Raw genomic sequence first — 21426 nt, 5'->3', positions numbered from 1 at the left:
CGCATCGCCTCAAACTCCTTGCATCGATCAGGCTTGTCCGGTGGTCGCGAGCAGGATCCCGCGCTCGAGCCCGCGCAGCTCGGCGAGGCCGCGCATCCGGCCGAGCAGCGAGTAGCCGGGGTTGGTGTGTTTGGTCAGGTCGTCGAGCATCTGGTGGCCGTGGTCGGGGCGCATCGGGATCGAGCGGCCGGTCCGCTGCTGGAGCGCGACGACCTTCGCCATCACCGCGGGGAGGTCGGCGTCGCCCTCGAGGTGGGCGGCTTCGTGGAAGGCGCCGCCGGCCTCGCGCTGGACCGAGCGGAGGTGGAGGAAGCCGATCCGGTCCCCGAGCCGCTCGACCATGCCGGGGAGGTCGTTGTCGGCGCGCACACCGAACGAGCCGGTGCATAGGCACAGGCCATTGGAGCGGTTGGGGACGGCGGCGAAGAGCGCGGCGACGTCGGCCTCGGTGCTGACCGCGCGGGGCAGGCCGAAGATCGGGAAGGGCGGGTCGTCGGGGTGGACGACGAGCTGGAGCCCGAGCTCGTCGGCGACCGGGCAGACCGCTTCGAGGAAGGCGAGGTGGTTGGCGCGCAAAGCCGAGTGGTCGATCCCGTCGAAGGTCTGGACGGCGGCGAGGAACTGGGCGGCGGTGAAGCTTTCCTCGCTGCCCGGCAGGCCGGCGATGATCGTCTGCTCGAGCCGCGTCCGACCGGCCTCGTCGAGCGCGGCGAAGCGGCGGCCGGCTTCCTCGACCAGCGCGGGGTCATAGTCGTCGGCGGCGTTGGGACGGCGCAGGATGTGAAGGTCGAAGGCGGCGACCATCGCCAACTCGAAGCGGAGCGCTAGCGCGCCGTCGGGGAGGGGCCAGGCAAGGTCGGTCCGGGTCCAGTCGAGCAAGGGCATGAAATTGTAGGTGACGGTGGTGATGCCGCCCGCGGCGAGGTTGCGCAGGCTTTCGCAATAGGCGTCGACCAGCCGCGCCCAGTCTGGCCCGCGGCGCTTGATCTCCTCGTGGACCGGGAGGCTCTCGACGACGGTCCAGTCGAGCCCCGCCGCCTCGATCAGCGCGCGCCGCTCGAGCACTGCTGCGCGCGACCAGACGTCGCCATTGTGGACCTCGTGGAGCGCGGTGACGATATGGGTCGCGCCGGCCTGGCGGATGTCGCGCAGGGCGACGGGATCGGCCGGCCCGAACCAGCGCATCGCCTGGGTCATGCGGACCGGGGCGTCGCTCATCGGCCCGGGCGGCTTTCGAAGCGCAGGCCGACCGCGCGGCTCGGCTGGAAGCCCTTCCACACGGTGACGGCGGGCGGGCCCGGGCTGTAGCCGGCGTAGCGGCCGACCGGGGCGTCGGGCCACGCGCCCGCGTCGCTGTCGGGAACGAGGCCGTCGATGTAGGCGGCCTTGGCGTCGTCGTCCTTGACGTAGCGGTCGAGGAAGGCGGTGATGAAGTGGGCTTCGATCGGCAGCAGCCGGTCCTTGCGCCAGACCGAATCCTCGAACCAGTCCTGGTCCCAGAAGGTGCGGCGCATCGCCGGCGGGGCGCCGACCAGTGCGATGCTGTGGCCGGCCTCCTTGAAGGTTAGCAGGTAACGCGGGGCGCGAGCAGGCTTGTCATATTCGGCGCGGACGTTGTCGTAGCCGACGACATGGTCCTGGCTGCCGGCAATGAACAGGGTCGGCACGGCGACCGCGCCTGCCTCGGCGCCAGTCCAGATCGGCAGCGGTCCCCAGCGGACCGCGGGCGAGATCGCGACCACCGCCTTGAGCCCGCTCGGCGCCAGCGTGCCGGCCTGCGCTCCGCCCGCAGCATAAGGCGCGAGGATGTTGCGGCTGGCGGGCACGAAGGCCGGGTTGAGCGGCGCGCCGGCGACGGTGAGCACTCCGTAGCCACCCATCGAATAGCCAATCAGCGCGATGCGGTCGGGATCGATGGCGGCGGGCAGGCCGCGGCTGGCGCGGGCGCGGCGCTGGGACTCGGCGGTGACGAAGGCGATGTCGAGCGGACGTCGCGCGACCGGGGCGGCGCGCATCTGGGCGGTGCGCAGGCTGATCGCCGGATCGCGGAAGGCGGGGGCGATCACGACATAGCCCTTGCTGGCGAGATTCTCGCCGAGCCAGGACAGTACCTCGGGCGTGTTGCCGTAGCCGTGGGCGAGGATCACCAGCGGGAAGCGGCCGGCGGCGGCGCGGGCGCCGGGGGTGGCGAGGCCGGGCAGGGTGAAGGGCACGTCGCGCGCGTCCTCGCCCGACAGCGCGGTGCGGTAGGTGGTGCCGCCGCCCATGTGCGCCGCGGGATACCAGATGGTGACCGGCAGCACGCGGTCGCCGATGGCGGGGCGGTCGGCGCCTTTGAGCGGATCGGCCTGGTTCGGCTGGACCCAGCGGTCGGTGGCGACGCCGACGCCGTAGCCGCCGAGCTGAGCGAGCTCGGGCGCGTCGACGCCCGGGCGGGCGGCGGCCCCGGTCACCGGCGCCGGGGTCGTGGCCGCAGCGGTCCCGCCCGCCACGGCCGCCGCCGCCAGCAGTGCCATCTTACAAAACTGACCCACGCTTATGCCTTTCGCGGGCGGCGGGTGCCGCCGCCTAGAAGTTCAGGCCCAGCCGCATTCCGGCGTAGCGCCGGAAGTCGCGCGGCAGCACCGCCTGGGTGGCGATCTGGTTGCCGAAGTTGCCCGCCGAGTTCACCAGCGACCCATAATATTGCTTGTCGAAAAGGTTGTTGACGAAGCCGATCAGCTCCCACCGGCGCTGGGCATCGCGGACGCCGAGGCCGAGGTTGACGATGCTGTAGCTCCCCTGGATCGTCTGCGGATCGATCGGGGTGAAATAGACCTTGCTCTGATATTGCCAATTGGCCTGGATCACGCCGCGCATCTCGGCCGACACCGCGGGGGTGAATTCGCCGCCGACGTTGAACTTCCATTTGGGCGCCTGGATGGCCCGCGTGCCGGTCAGGTTCTGGCGGGCGGGCGTTCCCACGCAGCCGGTGGTCGCGTTTTGCAGCGGATAGCACTGCGCGACGTCGAACGAGGTGTATTTGGCATCGAGATAGGTCACCGCGCCATTGAGGTTGAGGTCTTCGCCGACGCGCAGCGAGCTTTCGAGCTCAACGCCGCGGGTGCGCAGCTTGCCGACGTTGGTCAGGCGGAAGTTGGTGGTGCCGTCGGCGAGCGTCTCGATCGTCTGCGCCTGCAGATCCTTGTAGCTGGTGTCGAACAGCGTCGCGTTGAGGGTCAGCGCGCGGTTGAGGAACTGGGTGCGGATGCCGAGCTCCTTGTCGCGCGACTTCTCGGGCCGGATCGGGCCGGCGGCGGCGCGGTTGGCGTTGAAGCCGGTGGTCAGATCGTAGGTCTGGCCCTTGTAGCCGGTCGCGTAGGTGGCGAAGGCGTTGATATTGGGCGTAAACTCGTAGCGCACGCTCGCCTTGTAGGTGGTCGCGGTGTCCTTGGCCGACCCGGCGAACGACGTGTTGGTGATGAAGTCGTGGAAGGTGTAGCTGACCTTCTCATTCTGGACGCGGCCGCCGGCGGTGAGGGTCAGCTGGGGCACGACGGTCCAGTCGGCCTGGGCGAAGGCCGAGAGCTGGCGCGAGCGCGCGGTGGCGAACCAGTTGGCGAGCGAGAAATAAGGCCCGCGGACGAACGGCCGCTCGAACTTGGTCAGCGCGTAATAGGCGCCGATCGTATAGCGGAAGGGTAGCTCGCCCGGGGATTGCAGGCGCACCTCCTGGGTGGTCTGGCGCGACTTGAACTGGCCGACCTGGTTGTTGTTGCCGAGCGTGCTCGGCGCCGAGGTGTCGTCCTGGTCGAGATAGTCGTAGAGGTGGAAGCGGTCGTAGGAAGTGATGGTGACGAGGTTCATCGGGCCGAGCCCGATCTCACCCCGCAGATAGCCGCCGCCGCCCTTATATTTGGTGCGGCTGTCGAAATTGTTGCTGATGTCCTGGTTGTCGGGGCCGATGGTCACGCCGGGGAAGACCACCGCGGGGGTCAGCGCCGCATTGCCGCGCAGGCGCGCGTTGGGCGAGATGCGGATGAACGGGCGGCCGACGTCGGTCTTGCCGTCGATGTAATTGCCCGAGAGGGTGAAGGCGACGCGGTCCGACGGCTTGAAGCGCAGCTTGCCGCGCACGTTCACAGTCTGGCGCCCGTTGACCTCCTTGTTATTGTAGAGGTTGCGGACGTTGCCGTCCCAATAGTTGTAGGCCGCCGAGACGACGTAGCCGAGCGTCGGCGAGAGCGGACCCGAGACGCTGAAGTTGACCGCGCGCTCATCGTCTTCGGTGACGACCGCATTGGCGCGGACCTGGAGGTTGTTGGTCGGATCGCGGGTGATGATGTTGACGAGGCCGGCCGAGGCCGACTTGCCGTAGAGCGTGCTCTGCGGACCGCGCAGCACCTCGATCCGCGACACGTCGGGGAGGTCGGTGAAGGCGCGCGCCTGGAAGGCCAGCGGGACTTCGTCGACCAGCACCGCGACGCTCGATTCGACGCCGATGCCGAAGGCGAAGGTGCCGACGCCGCGCAGCGAAATGTTGCTGTTCTGCGGTTGCTCGGCGGGGCGGATCACCAGCGAGGGGTTGATCTTGCCGATGTCGGCGAAGTTGCGGACGCCGGCGGCGGCTAGCTGCGCGGGCGACACCACCGACACGGCGAGCGGGACCTTCTGGACATTCTCGGCGCGCTTGTTGGCGGTGACGATGATCTCGCCATTGTCGACCGGGCCGCCGACGTTCGAGGTGGGACCGCCGGGGGCGGTCTGGTCGGGCTGGTTCAACGCAGCGGAGGCGGTGCCGGCCGGATCGGGGGCGGGCGCCGGGGCGGGAGCGGGCTGCGCGCTCGCGGTGTCGGCGGGGGCGGTTTGGGCCATGGCCGGGCTGGCCAGTAGGGCCAGCGCAAGCGCAGTGGTGCCGACGGTTGCACGAAGATGCTGCATGATTTTCCTCCTCACACCCGAAGGTGCCTCCGACTCAGGCGTTACCAAATGGTCAAGCCACTTGCAACAAGGTTGGTCGAACACTTATCGGCAAATCAGCCTGACCACTCATTCGCCGCGTTGCGAAACAGAGGGGGAGGCGCTAGGATGCGGGCAAGAGCGGGATACGGACATTGATCAGACCACTTGGCATCGCCGGCGGAGTCCAGGCCGAGGGGCGCAAGCTCTACCAGCAGGCGGCGGCGGCGATCGCCGCGTCGATCCAGCGCGGCGACTATAAGCCCGGCCAGCGGATCCCGTCCGAGCGCGACCTGGCCGAGGAGCATCAGGTCAGCCGGCCGACCATCCGCGAGGCGCTGATCGCGCTCGAAGTGACCGGCCTCGTCCGCTCGCGCCACGGCTCGGGCATCTTCGTGGTCGACAATCCGCCGGTCGGGCCGCTGTCGATGAGCCTCGACATTGGCGCGTTCGAACTGACCGAGGCGCGGCGGCTGTTCGAGGGCGAGACCGCCGCGCTGGCCGCGGTGTCGATCAGCGACGAGGACCTCGCTCGGCTCGAGCAACTGATCGCCGAGATGGACCGCGAGAATCAGGAGCAGGTGGCGGGCGAGCAGGCCGATCGCGAGTTCCACCTGGTGATCGCGCGGGCGACGCAGAACAGTGCCATCGTCAGCGTGATCGAGACGCTGTGGGACGCGCGCTACAGCTCGCCGCTGTGCGCGCACATGCTTGCGACCGCGCGAAGCATGGGGGTCCAGCCGCGGATCGACGAGCATGTCACGATTTTAAAGGCGCTGCGCAAGCGCAACCCGACCGCTGCGCGCGCGGCGATGCGCGACCATCTGCAGCGGGTGATCGAAGGGCTGCTGGTGGCGACCGAGACCGAGGCGCTCGAGCGGACCCGCGCCGAGCTCAAGGAAAAGCGCAACCAGTTCGCGCGGCGCGCGGCGGTCTAGCGCTACAGCGTCAGCCGCACGCCGGCGCGGCCATCGTGGGTCACTGGCTCGCCCGCGCCGTCGTTGACGCGGAGCGGGCGCCGGTCGCCGGGCGGGAGCAGGATGGTGACCGCGTCGTCGCCCCAGCAGCCGGGACCATCGCGCCACACCTTCACGTCGATGCGGTCGGCGTCGGCCGAGCCGGTGAGGTGCCAGCGGTCGACCGGGCCGTCGCCGTCGCCCGCATCCTCGACCGCGTTCCACTCGAACGACCCCGCGGTTGGCGGGAACAGCCAGACGCCGCGCCGGTAGGGCTCCAGCCGCCAGCCGCCGCGGGCGAGGTCGACCAGCATGGCCGAACCGGCGCGGGCGAATAGAGGCGGCGGGCCGTCGAGCGGCGCGGCGACGATCGCGGACGCGCCGCCGGCGAAGCGCTGGCCTGACCAGAGGTGAACCCACTCGGTGCCGGCGGGGAGGTGGAGCGTTCGCTCGGTCGCCCCCGGCTCCATCACCGGCGCGGCGAGCAGGTCGGGGCCGAGCAGATGCTCGTCGCTTTCCTCCCAGCAGGCGGGGTCGGCGGGGAAGTCGAGCCAGGTCGAGCGGACCATCGGTTCGTAGTCAGCGCAATAGCGGTGGAGCAGGTCGTAGAAGAAGGGGATGAGCGTCTGGCGCAGCGCCATCAGGCGGTGGATGGCGGGCAGCGCCTGCGGGTACATCCACGGCTCGTTGACCGTACGGTCGTCGTTCCAGCTGTGGATGCTGAAGCGCGGCATCAGCACGCCGGCCTGGACCCAGCGGAGGAGCAGCTCGGGCGAGGGGGCGGGGCCGGCGAAACCGCCGACGTCGTGGCCGCTGTTGGAGACGCCTGACAAGGCGAGCCCGAGCGACTGGCGGGCATTGTAGCGGATGGTCTTCCACTCGGTCCGATTGTCGCCCGACCAGGTCTGCGCATAGCGCTGCAAGCCCGCCATGCCTGAGCGGGTGACGACATAAGGCCGGCGGTCGGGGCGCGCCGCGACCTGCGCCGCGCGCGAGGCGCGGGTCATCAGCAGCGGGAGCAGCGGGCGCATCGCCGCCGCCGCGACGGGCTGACCGAAGCCGTCGAAGCGGGCGCGGCGGTCCCACAGCTCATATTCGTTATTGTCGTTCCACGTCGCCTCGATGCCCTGGTCGAGCAGCGCTCTGGTGACCTGCGCGCGCCACCAGGCCGCGCCGGCGGGGTTGGTCATGTCGATATAGCTGCCGACCTCGTCCCAGAATTGCGCCTCGACCGGCTGGCCGTCGGCGTCGGCGACGAACAGCCCGGCCGAGGCGACCTCGTCGTAGCGCGGGTGGCTGCGCAGCAGGCACGGCTTGATGTTGGGGACGAGCTGAACGCCGGCGTCGCGATAGGAAGCAACAAAGGCGCCCGGGTCCGGGAATTTGTCGCGGTTCCAGTGGAAGACGTAGCGCTTGTCGCCGATCGAGGTGTAGCCCGACGACAAATGGAAAGAGGTGCAGCCGAGGTCGTGCTCGGCGCATTTGTCGAGGAAGCCCGCCATCTGCGCCGCCGCATCGGGCGCGTCGGTGTAGGTCATGGTCGAGCCCGAATAGCCGAGCGACCAGCGCGGCATCATCGCCGGGCGGCCGGTCAGCCAGGTGAAGCGGCGGGTGACGGCCAGCGGGTCGGGACCGGCGATCATCCAGCGGTCGACGTCGCCCTCATCGGCGACGACGTGGCGGTAGAGGCCGTGATAATTGTCGAGCTCGCGGCCGAGGTCGTAGGTCACGTCGGCGGCGCTGTCGAAAAATTCGCCGTGGCAGTGCCCGGCGGCGTCGGCGACCAGCAGATAGGGGATCGACTTATAGAGCGGGTCGCTGGTCTCGGCGTCGAAGCCCATCGGGTCGAGATTGGTGAGGCGGAAGCTGCGGCCGGCGCGGTTGGCGTCGCCGGCGCGGTCGCCGAGGCCGAAGTAGCGTTCGCCCGGCTGGCGCGCGAGATAGTGGTGGGCGCGGCCGTCCCACCAGCCGAAGTCGTAGGATTGGGTCGGGCGGTCCTCGGCCATCAGCGTCCAGCCGTCGCCGTCGTTTTGCTCCCAGCGGCAGCGGAGGCCGTGGAGGGCGACGGTCAAGCGAAGGCGCGGAGTGGCGAGGGTGAGGGTGCCGGCGGCTTCGGCGAGATCGAAGTCGGGGCAGGTGAAGCCGGCGATGTCGAGGCGGTCGCGGCCGGGCTCGGCGAGGTCGCTTGCACCAGGCGCGATCGCCCAGCTCGGCGGGCTGGTGACCTTGCCGTCGCGGAGCAGGAGCAGGCGGACGATGTCGTCCTCGAGCACGAACAGATGCGCCACCGCGCCGGTGTCGGCGGTGAGGGTGACGCGGCCTTTCTCGCGTGCGGTGGCGGCAAACAGTGGCGGGTTGGAAAGCGTCGCGCGTCTCATGCGGGGCTCAGGACTGGCTCGGGTTCGGGAAGGGTCAGGAAGCGCATGAAGGTGATCAGCACCGCCGCGCCGATCAGGTCGAATACCGCCAGCGCGCCGAACAGCGGGGTATAGCCGACCGAGTCCGCAAGCTGGCCGATCAGCAGCGAGAAGAGGAGGCCACCGATCCACCCCGCCTGGCCGACGAAGCCGTTGGCGGTGCCGACCTCGTTGGGCTTGAAGACGTCGGCCGAGAGGGTGTTGAGCAGGCCCGACAGCATCTGGTGGGCGAAGCCGCCGACGCTGAACAGGGCGATGGCGGCGAAGGGGCTGGCGACGAGGCCGATGCAGCCCGGCGCGATCATCAGGACGGCGCCGAGCGTGAAGCCGGCGACGCGCGAGGGGACGAGTTGCATTCCGCGCCGCATCAGGAAGGGCGAGAGATAGCCGCCGAGGATGCCGCCGGCGTCGGCGGCGAGGAAGGGCAGCCAGGCGAACAAGGCGATCTGCTTCAAATCCATGCCGCGCTCGGTGGCGAGGTAGAGCGGAATCCAGAAGCTGAAGGTCTGCCACGCCGGTTCGGACAGGAAACGGGGGATGGCGATGACCCAGAAACGCTTGGCCGAGAGGATCTCGCGCGCGCTCGCCTTGCGGCCGACCACCGGGGGTCGGTCGGAAACGATCATCTCGAGCTCGGGCTCGGTGATGGCGGGGTGCTGCTCGGGCGGGCGGTAGCAAAGCCACCACAAGGCGGCCCAGACGATCCCGACCGCGCCGGTGACGATGAAGGCCCAGCGCCAGTCGGCCCAGATGGCGACCGCGGCGACCACCGGCGGAGCGATCAGCGCGCCCAAGGAGGTGCCGGCGTTGAACCAGCCGACCGCGACCGAGCGCTCGCGCGCTGGAAACCATTCGGCGACCGCCTTGATGCCCGAGGGGATGGCGGCCGATTCGGCGAGCCCGAGCAGGCCACGGAACAGCGCGAGGCTGAGCCAGCCGACCGCGAAGGCGTGGAGCATGTTGATCCCCGACCAGGCGAGGCCGAACAAAGCGAAGCCGGCGCGCAGGCCGACCTTGTCGACGATCGCGCCGGCAATCGGCTGCATCACGGTGTAGGCGAGCTGGAAGGCGCCGACGACATAGCTGTATTGCTGCGTCGACATGTGCAGCTCGGTCTTGAGTTCGGCGGCGAGCACGCCGAGCGAATTGCGGGCGAGGTAGTTGGCCATCGTCCCGGCGCAGATCAGCGCGACGATCCACCAGCGAAGGCCGCGAATCCGCATGGGCTTTATGTCCTCCCGGGCCCCGCTCCTCCGGTGCCCACGCGTCGAAACCTAGGCCAAGCGCCTTGGCCTGTCCAGATTGGTTAGACCAATTGCGCGAGCGCGGCGTAGGGCGCGTCGTCGGTGCGGGGCGGGACGGCGCCCTGGTGCATCACGACCCAGCCGGCGAGGCGGTGACCCGCGGCGGCGCCATCGCGCGGCGCCTGGCCGGCGAGGCGGGCGTGGAGGTAGCCGGCGTTGAAGGCGTCGCCCGCGCCGCTCGTGTCGCGCGGCTGGAGCAAGGCCGGGGGCGGGACGAGGTTGCCGTCGATGAGGCAGCCCTCGCCGCCGCATTTGATGACGACCTCGGCGACCCCCGCCTCGCGCCACTCGGCGGCGATGGCGGCAAGGTCTGCGGTGCCGGCGAGCGCGGCCTCGTCCTCGCGGGTCGGCAAGCCGATGTCGGCCACCGCCATGCCGAGCCGGCGGGCGCCCTGGGCGGTGGCGAGGTCGGGCCACAGCCGCGGGCGGTAGTTGGTGTCGAAGGCGACCCTGCCGCCGCGCTCGCGGACTTGCTGCGCGAGCGCGAACAGGCGGTGGCGGCCGACCTCGGGGAGGATGGCGAGCGAGATCATCGAGAAGAGGAGCAGGTCGGCCTGCGCGGCCTGGGCGACCAGCGCGTCGGTGTGGGGGAGCGCGAAGAGGTGGCGGGCGGCGCTGTCGCCGCGCCAGTAGGTGAAGTGTCGCTCGCCGTCGGGGTCGTTGGCGATCGCATAGAGGCCGGGGGCGCGGGCGGGGTCGGTGGCAATGAGGGCGGTGTCGACGCCTTCGGCCTGCCAAGCCGCGCGCAGTTCGTCGCTGAAGCGGTCCTTGCCGAGCGCGGTCATGAAGGCGACGGGACGGCCGAGCCGGGCGAGGTGGATGGCGGTGTTGAGCGTGTCGCCGCCATGGCCGAGCTGCCAGCCGCCGCCTGATGGCGCACGCGCCAGCTCGAGCATTCCCTCGCCGACGATGACAATCCTGCTCATGCGCGTGTCGCTCCCCAAAGCGGCCATACCAATTTCGCGCGACTGGTAAAACCAAGACCGGCTGCTATGTTTCGCGCTCGGCGCCATGGAGGAAGAGTAGCGCGATGACCCGGCCGTTGGCCCTGCACGAAGATCGACTGTTTTCGAGCGACCCCGTCCAGCGCGGGATCGCGCGCGAGCTGTATCGTCAGGTCGCCGACCTGCCGATCGTCTCGCCCCACGGCCACACCGACCCGAAGTGGTTCGCCGACGACCAGCCCTGGCGCAATGCGACCGAGCTACTGCTTGCGCCCGACCATTATATTTTTCGCATGCTCTACAGCCAGGGCGTCTCGCTCGAGGCGCTCGGGGTGCCGTCGCGCGAGGGGGCGCCGGCGACCGATCCGCGGGCGGCGTGGCGGACGTTTGCCGGCCACTACCACCTGTTTCGCGGAACACCGTCGCGGCTGTGGCTCGACCATTCGTTCGCGACCGTGCTCGGCTTCGACGTCCAGCTCGAGGAGGCCACCGCCGACCATTATTACGACCGGATCGAGGAGCTGCTCGCGACCCCCGACTTCCGCCCGCGCGCGCTGTTCGACCGCTTCGGGATCGAGGTGCTGGCGACGACCGAGGGGGCCGAGGCCGACTTGTCGGCGCACCACGCGATCCGCGCCTCGGGCTGGCCCGGGCGGGTCATCACCACCTACCGGCCCGACGGGGTGATCGACGTCGAGCATGAGGTCTTCCCGACCGCCATGGCGCGCTTTGCCGAGCTGACCGGCGAGGACGTGTGGTCGTGGGTCGGCTACCTTGCCGCGCACCGCCGGCGGCGGGCGGACTTCCGCGCCGCGGGGGCGACCGCGACCGACCATGGCCACGCTTCGGCGCGCACCGCCAACCTCGGTGTGGCCGAGGCCGAAGCGTTGTTCGCGCGGGTGACCGGGCCTGACGCCAGCCCCGCCGATGCCGAGCTGTTCCGCGCGCAGATGCTGACCGAAATGGCGAAGATGAGCGTGGAGGACGGGATGGTGATGCAATTGCATCCGGGGTCCTACCGCAACCACAATGCGCGGCTGTTCGCCAGCCACGGGCGCGACAACGGCGCCGACATCCCGATGCGGGTCGATTATGTGGCGGCATTGAAGCCGCTGCTCGACGCGGTCGGCAACGAGCCGGCGCTGACGCTCATCCTGTTCACGCTCGACGAGAGCACCTACGCACGCGAGCTGGCGCCGCTGGCGGGCCATTATCCGGCGCTGCGGCTGGGGCCGGCCTGGTGGTTCCACGATTCGCCCGAGGGGATGCAGCGCTATCGCGAGCTGACCACCGAGACCGCGGGCTTCTACAACACGGTCGGGTTCAACGACGACACCCGCGCCTTCCTGTCGATTCCGGCGCGGCACGATGTTGCGCGGCGGGTCGATTGCGCTTTCCTCGCGCGGCTGGTCGCCGAGCACCGGCTCGAGGAGTGGGAGGCGGCCGAGCTGGCGGAGGAGCTGACCGTCGGCCTCGCCCGCCGCGCCTACAAGCTGTGAGCGCGCCGCCGCGGCTGGCGCCGGCGACGGTGGAGCGGCTGAACCGCGAGGTAGAGCGGCCAGGCTATGACCGCGACGCGCAGGGGATCGGGATCGTCCATCTGGGTATCGGCGCGTTCCACCGAGCGCACCAGGCGGTGTTCACCGACGATGCGATGGCCGCGGGCGACCGCGACTGGGGGATCGCCGGGGTATCGCTGCGCTCGGCGGCGGTGAGGGATTCGCTTGTCCCGCAGGACGGGCTCTATCTGCTCGACGAGCGTGCGCCGGCGGGGGATCTGCTGCGGCTGGTGGGGGCGGTGCGGCAGGTGCTGGTCGCGCCCGAGCAGCCGGCGGAATTGACCGCGCTGATCGCGGCGGCGACGACCAGGGTCGTCACGCTGACGGTGACTGAGAAGGCCTATTTCCGAAGCGGCGAGGGGATCGACCTTACGGAAGCGGAGGCTGCCGGCAATTCGATCTACGCGGTGCTCGCGCGCGGGCTGGCGGAGCGGCAAGCGCAGGGGCTGGCGGGGCTGTCGCTGGTCAGTTGCGACAATCTGGCGAACAATGGCGCGGTGCTGGCACGCGGGATGAGCGCGTGGCTCGAGAAGCATGCTCCGGCATTGCGGCGCTGGTTCGAGGCCGAGTGCGCGTGCCCGGCGACGATGGTCGACCGGATCGTGCCGGCGACCACGCCAGCCGACCGCGACCGGATCGCGGCGGCGGCGGGGGTGCGCGACGAAGCGGCGGTGGTGACCGAGCCGTTCCGCCAGTGGGTGATCGAGGACAGGTTTGCCGGGCCGCGGCCGGGGTGGGAAAAGGTCGGCGCCGAGCTGGTCGCCGACGTCGCGCCGTTCGAGGCGGCGAAATTGCGGATGCTCAACGGGGCGCATTCGGCGCTCGCTTATCTCGGGCTGCTGGCCGGGCATCGCTTCGTCCACCAGGCGATCGCCGACCCGGCGATTGCGCCGGTGGTCGAAAGGTTAATGCGGCAGGAAGCGGCCACCAGCCTGACCCCGGCGCCGGGGCAGGATCTGGGCGCCTATGCCGACGCGCTGCTCGCCCGGTTCGGCAACCACGCACTGCCGCACAGCCTCGCGCAGATCGCCACCGACGGCTCGCAGAAAATCCCCCAGCGCTGGCTCGAGCCGCTGGCCGTCAATGCGGGGCAGGGGCGGGCGAGCCCGGCGACGCTGCGCGCGCTGGCCGCTTTCCTGCTTCACGTCCGTGGCGACGGGGCGCCGGTCAACGATCCCATGGCGGAACGGCTGGCGGCCTGCTGGGCCGAGGCGGGCCGCGACGGAATCGTCGCGGCGGTGCTCGGGCCGGGCGGCGTGCTGGCCTCGGACTGGGTGCCGAGCGAGGCCGACCGGCGGACGATCGAGGCGGCAATGCGCGAGCTGGCGGGAAGTTGAGCGCCGGCTACAGGATGGTGACGCGGCCAGTGCTGAGCTAACGGTGCTCTACCCTGTTCTTCCCTGCTCTTGATGCAATAAGACGAAAACAGCTCATTTTTGGTACCAAGATCGGGCACTTCCCCCCTATCGCAGGCATTTTCAAACGCAATGATCTGCCGATTTCTGACACTTTAAAGCCGCGGAACGCGCGTTGCCTGTTATTTGCCCTAACAGGGGAATTAGTCGCCGGAACAGGGCTAAACTTCGGCCGAAACAGTTACGCCTTCCGCCAATAAGAGGCGGATACAGGTCTCGCGCGTTGGCTCCGCCCAAATTTTCAAACGCACCCGTTGACCGCGTTCCGCTAAACCTCCGGATGAAGACCCCGAAGAGAAATCCATGACTACAGACCGCGTCAAGCGATCGATTTTATAGAAGGCAACGGTCTGAACTTTTCGGCGTTCAATGTCCGCGATAAGGCTCTGGAGAGCTGGACGCTCGAGGTTGCTTCCAGACCACCCGGCACCGTCATATTTTTAAGCGATCTCCTCCCAGCCGAGATGTGATTGGCAGCGAATGTAGGCCGAACAAACCTCGCGTTTAGCTTGCAGCGAGTTTACCTCTTCGTGGTTGCTAATCTCAGCGCTCTTGCGTGTGTAGATAGCACATCGACTTGCTGACCTCTCATGGTCGTGAGTCATTCCGAGCCTATCCGATCCGATTGGGACGTCGCGCGGCACTTTGCGATTGATACAACCACATTGGATGCAATCTGAAGTAAGTTTGAAATAAGTTTCGGCAGTCTCCGCGAATGATCGAGGCGGACCCCATTGAGCATCGAGTTTCGGACAGCACATATCTCGAGCTTATCGATAGCTTGCTTGCGAATCTCGTCCCCACAAGCATTATGAGCTTTTTATTTGTTTTGGTCGCAAGCGCCGCGACAAATCCGCACTCGGACCACTATTTGACGGGGTTCGCGCTCGCGGGCGCGGTGGCGTCAGTCGCGCGAATACTAGTTCTAGCCTTGCAACGCATCCGACTGAAGAGTCGCCCATGGACATTGGAGAGCGCCGCAAAATTCGAAAAACTTTTCGGAAGTACGTATATCGCCTTCGCCGCTTTGCTTGGGTTATTTGCGGCTCGGGCGATGCTAATTTGCGATCTCGCGATGCAAGTCCTGCTTGCAGCTTTGGTGGTAGGCTATGCCGCCGGAGTGGCGGCAGGTGTTTCACTCCGCCCCCGCATCAGCCTGTTGGCACTCTTGGTCGCGGTGATCCCGTTTGCCTCAGCGTCCGCTATGATCGCAGATCCATCTCACCTGACCCTAAGCCTAATTCTCGTTGCACTTCTGATCGGCGGGATTGGTAGTATTCGCGCTCGGTATCGCTGGACAACCGACAACATCGGCATGCGAGATTTGCTCAGCTCGTTGGCCCGTCACGATCCTCTCACCGGCCTGGCTAATCGACTGGGGTTGGCTGAAGCTTATAGTCGGGTTGAGACCGCTTCGGATTCCCGGACTTTCGCAATGCATTATCTTGACCTTGATCGTTTCAAGCCCGTCAATGATCAATATGGTCATCTGGTTGGAGACCGCCTTCTGCAGTTGGTTGCGCGGCGCTTGTCGGACATAGCAGGGGGTTCGGGCATCGCCTGCAGGCTCGGCGGCGATGAATTTGCTCTGCTGCAGACCGCCATCACGCATCCAGGCGAGGTCGAGCTTGTGCGGCGACGCATAACGAGGACGCTTGAACGGCCGTACGAGATCGACGGTGTCTCGATCGTTATCGGCGTGAGTATCGGAAGCGTTCTAGGTGATGGGGGCTCCTGCCGGCTTGAGGAGCTTCTGGAGCGAGCCGATGCAGGTTCTTACGCCGTAAAGAGAGGTCGTCAGACGTTCGCAGCCGCTGGGCCAGCGATGCAAGCTGCCCTCTAGTTTAAGAATATCGAGTGTGGCTCGTCTTACCCCAAGCGGACGGGCCTACCCTTGCGAGATGTCATTGTATCCCAAGACATCTCGCAGCAGCGCCGCCGCGGCCGGTCCTAATCTCACACCGCGGCGGCGCTTTTCAACTTTGGCGGAGTAGGCTTCAGCGCTTAGAAGGTTGGCGCTCTTGACCTCCAACTAATCAATTGTCCGCCAGCTGTCGCGCTGCTCATTGGCTAATCTGGCAGACTGGAACCTCAATTGGATCAGGCATATGCGTCAATAGGTCGCTGCCAATCTTTCAATCGGCCTTTTTCACAAAGTGAATTGTCGGCGTCCGTGCCGACAAATGACTAGCCGCATTGGTGTGCCTAAACGCTAATGGCGTCGAGGTAGCTCCTCATGCGTTCCGCGCCGCGATCGGTGAGCGCGATAAGCGTCATTCGCTGATCCCTATCATGTCCCCGACGGAATATGAGCTGCTCCTGTTCGAGATACTCAAGCCAGCGCTTACAACTGGTTGCCGGCACTCCCGATTTCTCGGCGAGGTGATTTACGCTCATGCCAAGCGTGCCTTCGCTGGTTGCGAAAAGCGTGAGGAGGATATCCCAAGGAGCCTCACCGAACATGGCTGGCGCGAAAAAAGTGTCTCTCTTCCGGCGGCTCTCGAGAAGCTTGCGCGCTTTGAGCCATGCGGCAACGACGCGTTCGCCTTCATTATGGTCGGCGTCGGCGTCGGCGAGGACGAGCGATGACAGTAACTCCTTGAGATGCCCGAGGCCAACCTGTGAGATTCTCAATTCAAGGATATTGTCTTCCTGTCCCATCAGTAACCTCAACTCCAACCAAGTCAGTTTCGACTTGCGTCACTCGCCACCGCCCTGGTGACGGGAAGGCAATCTAACCGCCCGTGTGACACGCCCGTGCCTTCGAGACCTGCACCAGTGAGCCGTATGTTATTTTTTGGGTTACTTTCCGAGCCAGCCCAAGGCTCGCATGCTGCTCCAACCACCGCTGGCGAGAACGACGTGGTCCACGACTTGAATGTTGAAGAGGCGAGCTGCGGCGACAAGCGAGTCGGTCGCCCTGCGATCGGTGACCGATGGCGCCGGATCGCCAGACGGGTGGTTGTGCGCCACGACCAAGCGCTGCGCGCCAAGGTCCAGGCAACGCCTCACGATTGCCCGCGGGTCGAGCACCGCATGCCGGTTGTCGCCCCGCGCAATTTCCTCGTCGCGAAGTAGGTGTCCGCGGCCGTCAAGGAAGAGAACTCTTACTCGCTCAACGTCGGAGTGAGCCAGGCAGAGCCAGAGATAGCGCACTAACACCTGGCCGCTTGGCGGCGAGCCGAGGTCGGCAGTCAGCAGCGGACGAAGCGAAGTTTCCATCACCGCTTGCGTTGCCATAACTTGGCGAATGATGGCGGGATGCGCCACGACGCGTTGTAAGGCCGCAGCGTCGGCTGCCAGTAGCCGCGGAAGCGATCCAAATACATCAAGCAAAGATGCTGCCGCTGTATCTGCAAAGGCCGGATCAGCAGCGCGTAGCAGGTCGGTCAGAACGGCCCGTGACTGATCGATGCCCTTCTCTTCAAGCTGGCCAGCAATATGATCAGCAGAATGGGGTAACTCCACATCGACAGAATCGCGGCGTAGGCCCACGGTAAGATATCGGGAGCGAGCATCCGTGCGAGATGCCCGAAAAGCGGAATTGCTAGCAACGCGGTTACCCATATCGGCCAGAACCTGTTGGCGTTGAGCGCGAGGACAAAAAAAGCAGCAAAGGTCGTAAGATCGACCAGAAGAATGCCCGTTTCCTCACCGGTGAAGCGTGTCGCACCAGGCGACGCCGCCAAGACAGTCAGCAAGCACCCCACCAGATAAATTGTGATGCCTACCTGCTCAGTATTCTTTCCTCTGATGAACGCAGTCACGACGGTCAGGAGAAGAAACACAATAAAAAGGTAGTTGGCTTTCATCTGGCAGGGCGCGAGGCAATGGCTTACGCGACAATCCGCAGTGGCGGAGTTTCATCGGTGGATGCAGCGGAGGGCTTGGGCAGGATGTCGCCGACGCTGACTTCGCGAAGGCCCATCTGAACTCGCGTTTCTTGAAGATGGTGATGCGCTTCGATCACCTTCGCACGTGCCTGGACTAGAAATGATAATGCCTCGGCCGTACTCCCAATCGCTTCTTGGCCGACCACGGCGGACACGCGGGCTTCTGCACGAGCAGTCGGGATAGTTGCGGCAAGACCGCCAGCTTGCGCCAGGGCGATATCAAGAGCCTCTTCGAGGGCGAAAAGGTTAGCCGCGATCTTGCGGGCTGCGGTGCGACGTTCATTGAGCATCATGATCTCCTAGGCGCCGAGCGGCGCGGGCTGGTGGTCCGATGCCGAACCCCGAAAGATCGCTACCCGTGAAGGCGTGAAAGCGCCTCCAGGCCAGCAACAAATACCCCGAACACAAGGAGCAGCCCGGTCGTGATGACCGCCATCCAAATCACTCGCTGCGAGGGCGAGAGATCTGCTGGCTGACGCCCTTCTCCGGCCCAGGGCCAGTTGACCGCTTTAGCGAGCGGCTTGTCCCAGTGCGGATCAAAATACCCCGCGCTGTCGGCAAGCTGCGCCGCTTCCCATGCGTCCGAAGCCCGAGCTTCGACAATAACCGGATGTGGCCCTGCCTCGAATTCCTCAACGCCCGGTGACCCACATGTGGATTCCCCACAGCCAGCTTGCTCCCAGCGCGCGAATTGCCGAGCGGCCTCGCGCCGATCACGGGCGCCCAAAGTGCGTACGGCGTATTTCAGTCGCTGCTCGACAGCCGACGCGCTGATGCCGAGCGCGCGAGCGATTTCTTTCGAACTCATGTGATCAGCCGCGAGGCGCAAGCACTCCCGCTGTTTGTCAGTCAATTCGTCGAAAGGTGATGCAATCATAGGTCGATCTCGGCTTACCTTTTCCTCGAGAAAACGGGCTTTAAGCCCCGCATCGAGGTGAAAGGATGCGCAAGCTTTCCGCGCGCCTGTCAATGCTTGCCACGATCGCGCTTCTCAACACGAATTCGCTCCTCGCTAAGACGGCCCGATGCATCTCCATCTCAGCGCAGGGTAACTCCTCTTTCGGACACTAGCCAGCAGAGTTCGTTTACTCAGGCGTAATGATGATAGTGCTCTCTTGAGATCGAATTGAGGGAACACTCAGCCTACTGCGACCCGAAGCGCCACAAACATCCGACAGGGTGCCGGTCGTCGGCTCGCCGCGTGCTCGAGACGCCTGATAGGATGCAGCGGGCAGATTGAGGCATACCGATCCGTCCACTGCAACCCATGCCCGAGGTGCGACGCTCACCCGTATCACAATAGAGGCTTGCGAACTCGCCCCCAACTCGCCTGCCTCGGCACGATAGTCGCCGAAGGCCAACGCAAGCACTAAGACGCTTAGGTATATTCGCATGCGCGCGAAGCCCCGACACAATCATTGCTATGCCGGATTTGCGCGAGCGCTGGGCCAAATTGAGATAATAATGCATCCAAAAGCGAGCGATCGCACTATTTTCCCTGCGCGGCGCGAATCTCGCGAGCCTTTTTCAACATCGCAATGACGTCGTCCCGCGGCTCGGCTCGTTCCAGCCGATCGATAAGTTCGTTGAGCGGAATCAAGCGAATTTTAGGGCTCAACCGGCTGGCGACAATGGCTTCGGGACGCATGTGAAACCCTCTGATATTCCAGTCATACTTACCTCATGGGCGATTTAATTGTTGGTCCAAGGTGGACTATGCGCGGGCCAATCTGGGTGACACTTCAGCTTGCCCTTAGTGCCTCACGTTCATAGTCGACCTGGAGCTGGGCAATCCGGTGCCTCCAAATTTCCGAAAAGTTGAGATTGATCATGGACGAACCTTCCAAGCCTTCCGCCAGCGCGAGAAATAACGATGTCATCGAAGTCCCGCGTCGCAGGCTGTTGCGCCTGTCATTCATGCTTGAGGCTTTGGCGCACACTCGGGAGCCGGCATTTGAGAGCGACTGCTCAGCTCGGCGTGGCGAACTGATTTCCTATGCGCGTAGCGCAATGCAGCGTCGCCAAGCGCGCAAGGAGCATTTCGCCAAAGCCATCATTGGCGAGCCCGCGTGGGACTTGTTACTCATTCTCTATGTTGCTGATGGGATCGGTGAAGCCATTACGGTGACTGAGGCCGCCGACCGCGCGCGATTAGCGTCCACGAGTGCCAAGCGTTGGATCGAATACCTCGAAAAGGAGCGTCTGGTGCATCGTCGTCCGCACGAACGCGACGGCCGGCGCATCGCGCTTTCGCTTTCGACGAAGGGGAGAAGGTCGCTCGATAGCTATTTTTGCGGGATCGTTTGCACGGATCGTTAGGTTCGAAAGCTTAGGACCAATCTGAAGCGATATCGTCGATCAGGTCGGCGAGCCGCGCGCGTAAAGCGAGCGGAGCTCCGCTTTCGTCAAGGAGGGCTAGGCTCTGCCTCAAAAGCAAAGCCACTTTGCTCTGCACGTCGGACTCCTCGGGTTGCCCCGGCGGCAAGCTCATCGGTTCCGACACTACTCTACCCTCATCACCAATGCGGACCGCACATTCCCCGGATTCCGCGAATTAATCCGCAGTTAATAGGTTTCAACGTGAGATTAGTAAAGCCGGTCGATGGGTCGGCTAGCATGCGAATTGAGGAGGTGCCTTCTTTGGTCAAAGGTCAAACTGGTCCAATTTTCTGATCAAATCGATATACGACTTCATCTTTGAATAACCGCTTGCAGTAAGTGCGAGGCGCGTCGTGCGCTTGTCATGCGGGTCGGAGCATCGCTCCGTAAGGTCCCAGTCTACCAACGTCTCGACCCACCTCAGCATACTCGTGGGCTTGATCTGAGCGCGTCGACCGATCGATGAGATCGACAGCGGGCGACCTAGAAAGCTCGCTTCGTATAGAATGAGAAGTATATCCCAAGCCGGCTCACCAAAGCATCTGGCATCGAAAAGTCGCGTCCTCGCCCGGCGGAAGGCAATGATCTGACTGACCATGCGATGATCCTCAGCATCGACGAATGGCAGTCCGCGGGATTGGTTAGCGCCGCTCACCATCTAGCACATCGCTCCGCCGGGCAGAGAGATGGTCGAACCCAATTGTTGATCAAAGCCAGGGTGGAAAATTGACTTGCAACTTCGGCTCAAATCACTCTCCAGACGCAAATTTTCCGGAATCTACCGAACTTTGCCTCAGGAGTTTGCACCGTCTTGGTTTGACTTAGGTCTGTCTTGGACCGTGTTCTCGAGGGAGCCAAGCGCTTCCACTGTCGACGACGACACCCAAATCTTTGAGATTGAGCGCACGATTAAACAGGATGCCGATGCGGGCACCATCGCTCCAACGGATCTGCCCCGGCACCGGACCGACTTGCGGAAAGGTGACGACAACCTGGCCTCGGTCGGTCGGATCGCCGTCGACCGCAAGCATCGCGCCAGAGGGCGAAATGTTTCTAAGCCAGGCTTGGGCGACCTCGGCGCCCAACCTGACTTTAACGCTAAGGTCGGTGTTGAGCCGCGGCGCTCGCATTCGCGGGTCGAACGCGCTTAGGAGGCTTTGAAGAATTTCCGGTGCGAGATCGTCGTAGAATTGAACCCCGACCTTTCCAGCATCAAGCCACGCGATCGTCCCTTCGATAACAAATTCGCGGAGACACACGGTAATCGGTTGCCCCGGCTTGCCGGTAGTTGCGGCTCTTAGACTCAATCCGCTGAGGCTGAGATCCAGAACTAGACCGAGCTGAACCCGGCCGCCTGTCTCGATCGAAGCTAACTGAAGGACCGGCACATGCCGGGCTCCCTTGCGCCGTTCTCCGACTTGTTCACTGACGCCAAATACACTCGCCACACGCGGTCTCCCTTCGCGAGAACCGTTGGCGAGCAGCGTTTACCAAGCGCGCAAAAATAGAACCGAAACGGAACTTCCTTCGGTTCACCGGACAAAGGAATGTAAAGCCCCATGGCATTCGTGAGATGGCAACTTCATTCTCAGTGTGCGACGAGCGCCGGGTACTCATACAG

General features: G+C 65.4%; 20 protein-coding genes. 5 read left to right on the top strand and 15 right to left on the bottom strand.

Features of this window, described 5'->3' with window-relative positions; genetic code table 11:
* Positions 1-27: 27 nt before the first annotated feature.
* Genes uxuA through GCU42_RS06670 form a run of 3 tightly spaced genes read right to left on the bottom strand, consistent with a single transcriptional unit; the run spans position 28 to position 4920 of the window.
* Positions 28-1218, bottom strand: coding sequence for a mannonate dehydratase (gene uxuA / locus GCU42_RS06680; protein ID WP_205214938.1), 1191 nt, complete (start codon positions 1216-1218; stop codon positions 28-30).
* Positions 1215-2534 carry an alpha/beta hydrolase family protein gene (locus tag GCU42_RS06675; protein WP_240309362.1) on the bottom strand — a complete coding sequence of 440 codons (1320 nt, stop codon included), beginning with the start codon at positions 2532-2534 and terminating at the stop codon, positions 1215-1217. Before GCU42_RS06675 ends, uxuA begins: the two co-directional genes overlap by 4 nt.
* Before the next feature lie 34 nt (positions 2535-2568).
* Complete coding sequence (locus GCU42_RS06670; RefSeq protein ID WP_240309361.1) at positions 2569-4920, bottom strand: TonB-dependent receptor; 2352 nt, start codon at positions 4918-4920, stop codon at positions 2569-2571.
* Between the two features lie 173 nt (positions 4921-5093).
* Between GCU42_RS06670 and GCU42_RS06665 the strand changes: the two genes are divergently transcribed.
* The gene (locus tag GCU42_RS06665) at positions 5094-5876 is read left to right on the top strand and encodes a FadR/GntR family transcriptional regulator (protein ID WP_240309360.1); all 783 of its coding nucleotides are present in this window, start codon (positions 5094-5096) and stop codon (positions 5874-5876) included.
* A 2-nt stretch (positions 5877-5878) separates the two neighbouring features.
* Here the strand turns inward: GCU42_RS06665 and GCU42_RS06660 are convergent, their stop codons facing one another.
* From GCU42_RS06660 to GCU42_RS06650, 3 genes are all read right to left on the bottom strand, one after another.
* Complete coding sequence (locus GCU42_RS06660; RefSeq protein ID WP_114226801.1) at positions 5879-8272, bottom strand: glycoside hydrolase family 31 protein; 2394 nt, start codon at positions 8270-8272, stop codon at positions 5879-5881.
* Positions 8269-9534 carry an MFS transporter gene (locus GCU42_RS06655; RefSeq protein WP_114226800.1) on the bottom strand — a complete coding sequence of 422 codons (1266 nt, stop codon included), beginning with the start codon at positions 9532-9534 and terminating at the stop codon, positions 8269-8271. Before GCU42_RS06655 ends, GCU42_RS06660 begins: the two co-directional genes overlap by 4 nt.
* Before the next feature lie 83 nt (positions 9535-9617).
* Entirely contained in the window at positions 9618-10541 is a 924-nt protein-coding gene (locus GCU42_RS06650; RefSeq protein ID WP_240309359.1) for a sugar kinase, read from the bottom strand.
* A 104-nt stretch (positions 10542-10645) separates the two neighbouring features.
* Here GCU42_RS06650 and uxaC point away from each other — a divergent pair, with 104 nt between their 5' ends.
* Positions 10646-12058, top strand: coding sequence for a glucuronate isomerase (gene uxaC, locus GCU42_RS06645; protein WP_114226798.1), 1413 nt, complete (start codon positions 10646-10648; stop codon positions 12056-12058).
* Positions 12055-13455: a mannitol dehydrogenase family protein gene (locus GCU42_RS06640; protein ID WP_168713102.1), complete on the top strand. Its 1401-nt coding sequence runs from the start codon at positions 12055-12057 to the stop codon at positions 13453-13455. Before uxaC ends, GCU42_RS06640 begins: the two co-directional genes overlap by 4 nt.
* A 239-nt stretch (positions 13456-13694) precedes the next feature.
* Here GCU42_RS06640 and GCU42_RS15625 read toward each other — a convergent pair whose 3' ends face one another.
* Positions 13695-13904: a hypothetical protein gene (locus GCU42_RS15625; protein ID WP_425505010.1), complete on the bottom strand. Its 210-nt coding sequence runs from the start codon at positions 13902-13904 to the stop codon at positions 13695-13697.
* Between the two features lie 344 nt (positions 13905-14248).
* On the opposite strand from GCU42_RS15625, the gene GCU42_RS15510 reads away from it, so the two are divergent.
* On the top strand, positions 14249-15376 hold the full coding sequence (locus GCU42_RS15510; protein WP_114226796.1) for a GGDEF domain-containing protein: 1128 nt from the start codon (positions 14249-14251) through the stop codon (positions 15374-15376).
* A gap of 362 nt (positions 15377-15738) precedes the next feature.
* Here GCU42_RS15510 and GCU42_RS06625 read toward each other — a convergent pair whose 3' ends face one another.
* The 6 genes from GCU42_RS06625 to GCU42_RS15005 form a co-directional block, all read right to left on the bottom strand.
* A complete protein-coding gene (locus GCU42_RS06625; RefSeq protein WP_114226795.1) occupies positions 15739-16194 on the bottom strand; it encodes a helix-turn-helix domain-containing protein in 456 nt (151 codons plus the stop codon).
* A gap of 141 nt (positions 16195-16335) precedes the next feature.
* On the bottom strand, positions 16336-16773 hold the full coding sequence (locus GCU42_RS15015; protein ID WP_168713101.1) for a JAB domain-containing protein: 438 nt from the start codon (positions 16771-16773) through the stop codon (positions 16336-16338).
* A gap of 149 nt (positions 16774-16922) precedes the next feature.
* Entirely contained in the window at positions 16923-17345 is a 423-nt protein-coding gene (locus tag GCU42_RS15010; protein WP_162789159.1) for a hypothetical protein, read from the bottom strand.
* 23 nt (positions 17346-17368) lie between these two features.
* Positions 17369-17719, bottom strand: coding sequence for a hypothetical protein (locus GCU42_RS06615; protein WP_152569479.1), 351 nt, complete (start codon positions 17717-17719; stop codon positions 17369-17371).
* A 59-nt stretch (positions 17720-17778) separates the two neighbouring features.
* On the bottom strand, positions 17779-18234 hold the full coding sequence (locus tag GCU42_RS06610; protein WP_240309358.1) for a helix-turn-helix domain-containing protein: 456 nt from the start codon (positions 18232-18234) through the stop codon (positions 17779-17781).
* Positions 18235-18915: 681 nt separating this feature from the next.
* Positions 18916-19074 (bottom strand): hypothetical protein, encoded by a 159-nt coding sequence (locus GCU42_RS15005; RefSeq protein ID WP_162789158.1) that lies wholly within the window; start codon positions 19072-19074, stop codon positions 18916-18918.
* 182 nt (positions 19075-19256) lie between these two features.
* Here GCU42_RS15005 and GCU42_RS06605 point away from each other — a divergent pair, with 182 nt between their 5' ends.
* On the top strand, positions 19257-19745 hold the full coding sequence (locus GCU42_RS06605; protein ID WP_152569478.1) for a MarR family transcriptional regulator: 489 nt from the start codon (positions 19257-19259) through the stop codon (positions 19743-19745).
* Positions 19746-20070: 325 nt separating this feature from the next.
* Here GCU42_RS06605 and GCU42_RS15620 read toward each other — a convergent pair whose 3' ends face one another.
* The gene (locus GCU42_RS15620) at positions 20071-20232 is read right to left on the bottom strand and encodes a hypothetical protein (protein WP_425505009.1); all 162 of its coding nucleotides are present in this window, start codon (positions 20230-20232) and stop codon (positions 20071-20073) included.
* 394 nt (positions 20233-20626) lie between these two features.
* The gene (locus GCU42_RS06595) at positions 20627-21253 is read right to left on the bottom strand and encodes a PilZ domain-containing protein (RefSeq protein ID WP_114226790.1); all 627 of its coding nucleotides are present in this window, start codon (positions 21251-21253) and stop codon (positions 20627-20629) included.
* Positions 21254-21426: the final 173 nt, after the last annotated feature.

The sequence above is a fragment of the Sphingomonas ginsengisoli An et al. 2013 genome, assembly GCF_009363895.1.
Classification (GTDB): Bacteria; Pseudomonadota; Alphaproteobacteria; order Sphingomonadales; family Sphingomonadaceae; genus Sphingomicrobium; species Sphingomicrobium ginsengisoli.
The sequence above is the reverse complement of the archived record's forward strand: the minus strand, read 5'-3'. Positions and strand labels throughout refer to the sequence as shown.

What these genes read in the sequence shown, in the direction of transcription:
- GCU42_RS06670 (WP_240309361.1), bottom strand. Translation starts at nt 4,920, where the DNA reads ATGCAGCATCTTCGTGCAACCGTCGGCACCACTGCGCTTGCGCTGGCC.
- GCU42_RS06660 (WP_114226801.1), bottom strand. Translation starts at nt 8,272, where the DNA reads ATGAGACGCGCGACGCTTTCCAACCCGCCACTGTTTGCCGCCACCGCA.
- GCU42_RS15010 (WP_162789159.1), bottom strand. Translation starts at nt 17,345, where the DNA reads ATGAAAGCCAACTACCTTTTTATTGTGTTTCTTCTCCTGACCGTCGTG.
- GCU42_RS15005 (WP_162789158.1), bottom strand. Translation starts at nt 19,074, where the DNA reads ATGCGTCCCGAAGCCATTGTCGCCAGCCGGTTGAGCCCTAAAATTCGC.
- uxuA (WP_205214938.1), bottom strand. Translation starts at nt 1,218, where the DNA reads ATGAGCGACGCCCCGGTCCGCATGACCCAGGCGATGCGCTGGTTCGGG.
- GCU42_RS06625 (WP_114226795.1), bottom strand. Translation starts at nt 16,194, where the DNA reads ATGGGACAGGAAGACAATATCCTTGAATTGAGAATCTCACAGGTTGGC.
- GCU42_RS15510 (WP_114226796.1), top strand. Translation starts at nt 14,249, where the DNA reads ATGATCGAGGCGGACCCCATTGAGCATCGAGTTTCGGACAGCACATAT.
- GCU42_RS15620 (WP_425505009.1), bottom strand. Translation starts at nt 20,232, where the DNA reads ATGCTGAGGTGGGTCGAGACGTTGGTAGACTGGGACCTTACGGAGCGA.
- GCU42_RS06650 (WP_240309359.1), bottom strand. Translation starts at nt 10,541, where the DNA reads ATGAGCAGGATTGTCATCGTCGGCGAGGGAATGCTCGAGCTGGCGCGT.
- GCU42_RS06610 (WP_240309358.1), bottom strand. Translation starts at nt 18,234, where the DNA reads ATGAGTTCGAAAGAAATCGCTCGCGCGCTCGGCATCAGCGCGTCGGCT.
- GCU42_RS06655 (WP_114226800.1), bottom strand. Translation starts at nt 9,534, where the DNA reads ATGCGGATTCGCGGCCTTCGCTGGTGGATCGTCGCGCTGATCTGCGCC.
- GCU42_RS06605 (WP_152569478.1), top strand. Translation starts at nt 19,257, where the DNA reads ATGGACGAACCTTCCAAGCCTTCCGCCAGCGCGAGAAATAACGATGTC.
- uxaC (WP_114226798.1), top strand. Translation starts at nt 10,646, where the DNA reads ATGACCCGGCCGTTGGCCCTGCACGAAGATCGACTGTTTTCGAGCGAC.
- GCU42_RS06615 (WP_152569479.1), bottom strand. Translation starts at nt 17,719, where the DNA reads ATGATGCTCAATGAACGTCGCACCGCAGCCCGCAAGATCGCGGCTAAC.
- GCU42_RS15015 (WP_168713101.1), bottom strand. Translation starts at nt 16,773, where the DNA reads ATGGCAACGCAAGCGGTGATGGAAACTTCGCTTCGTCCGCTGCTGACT.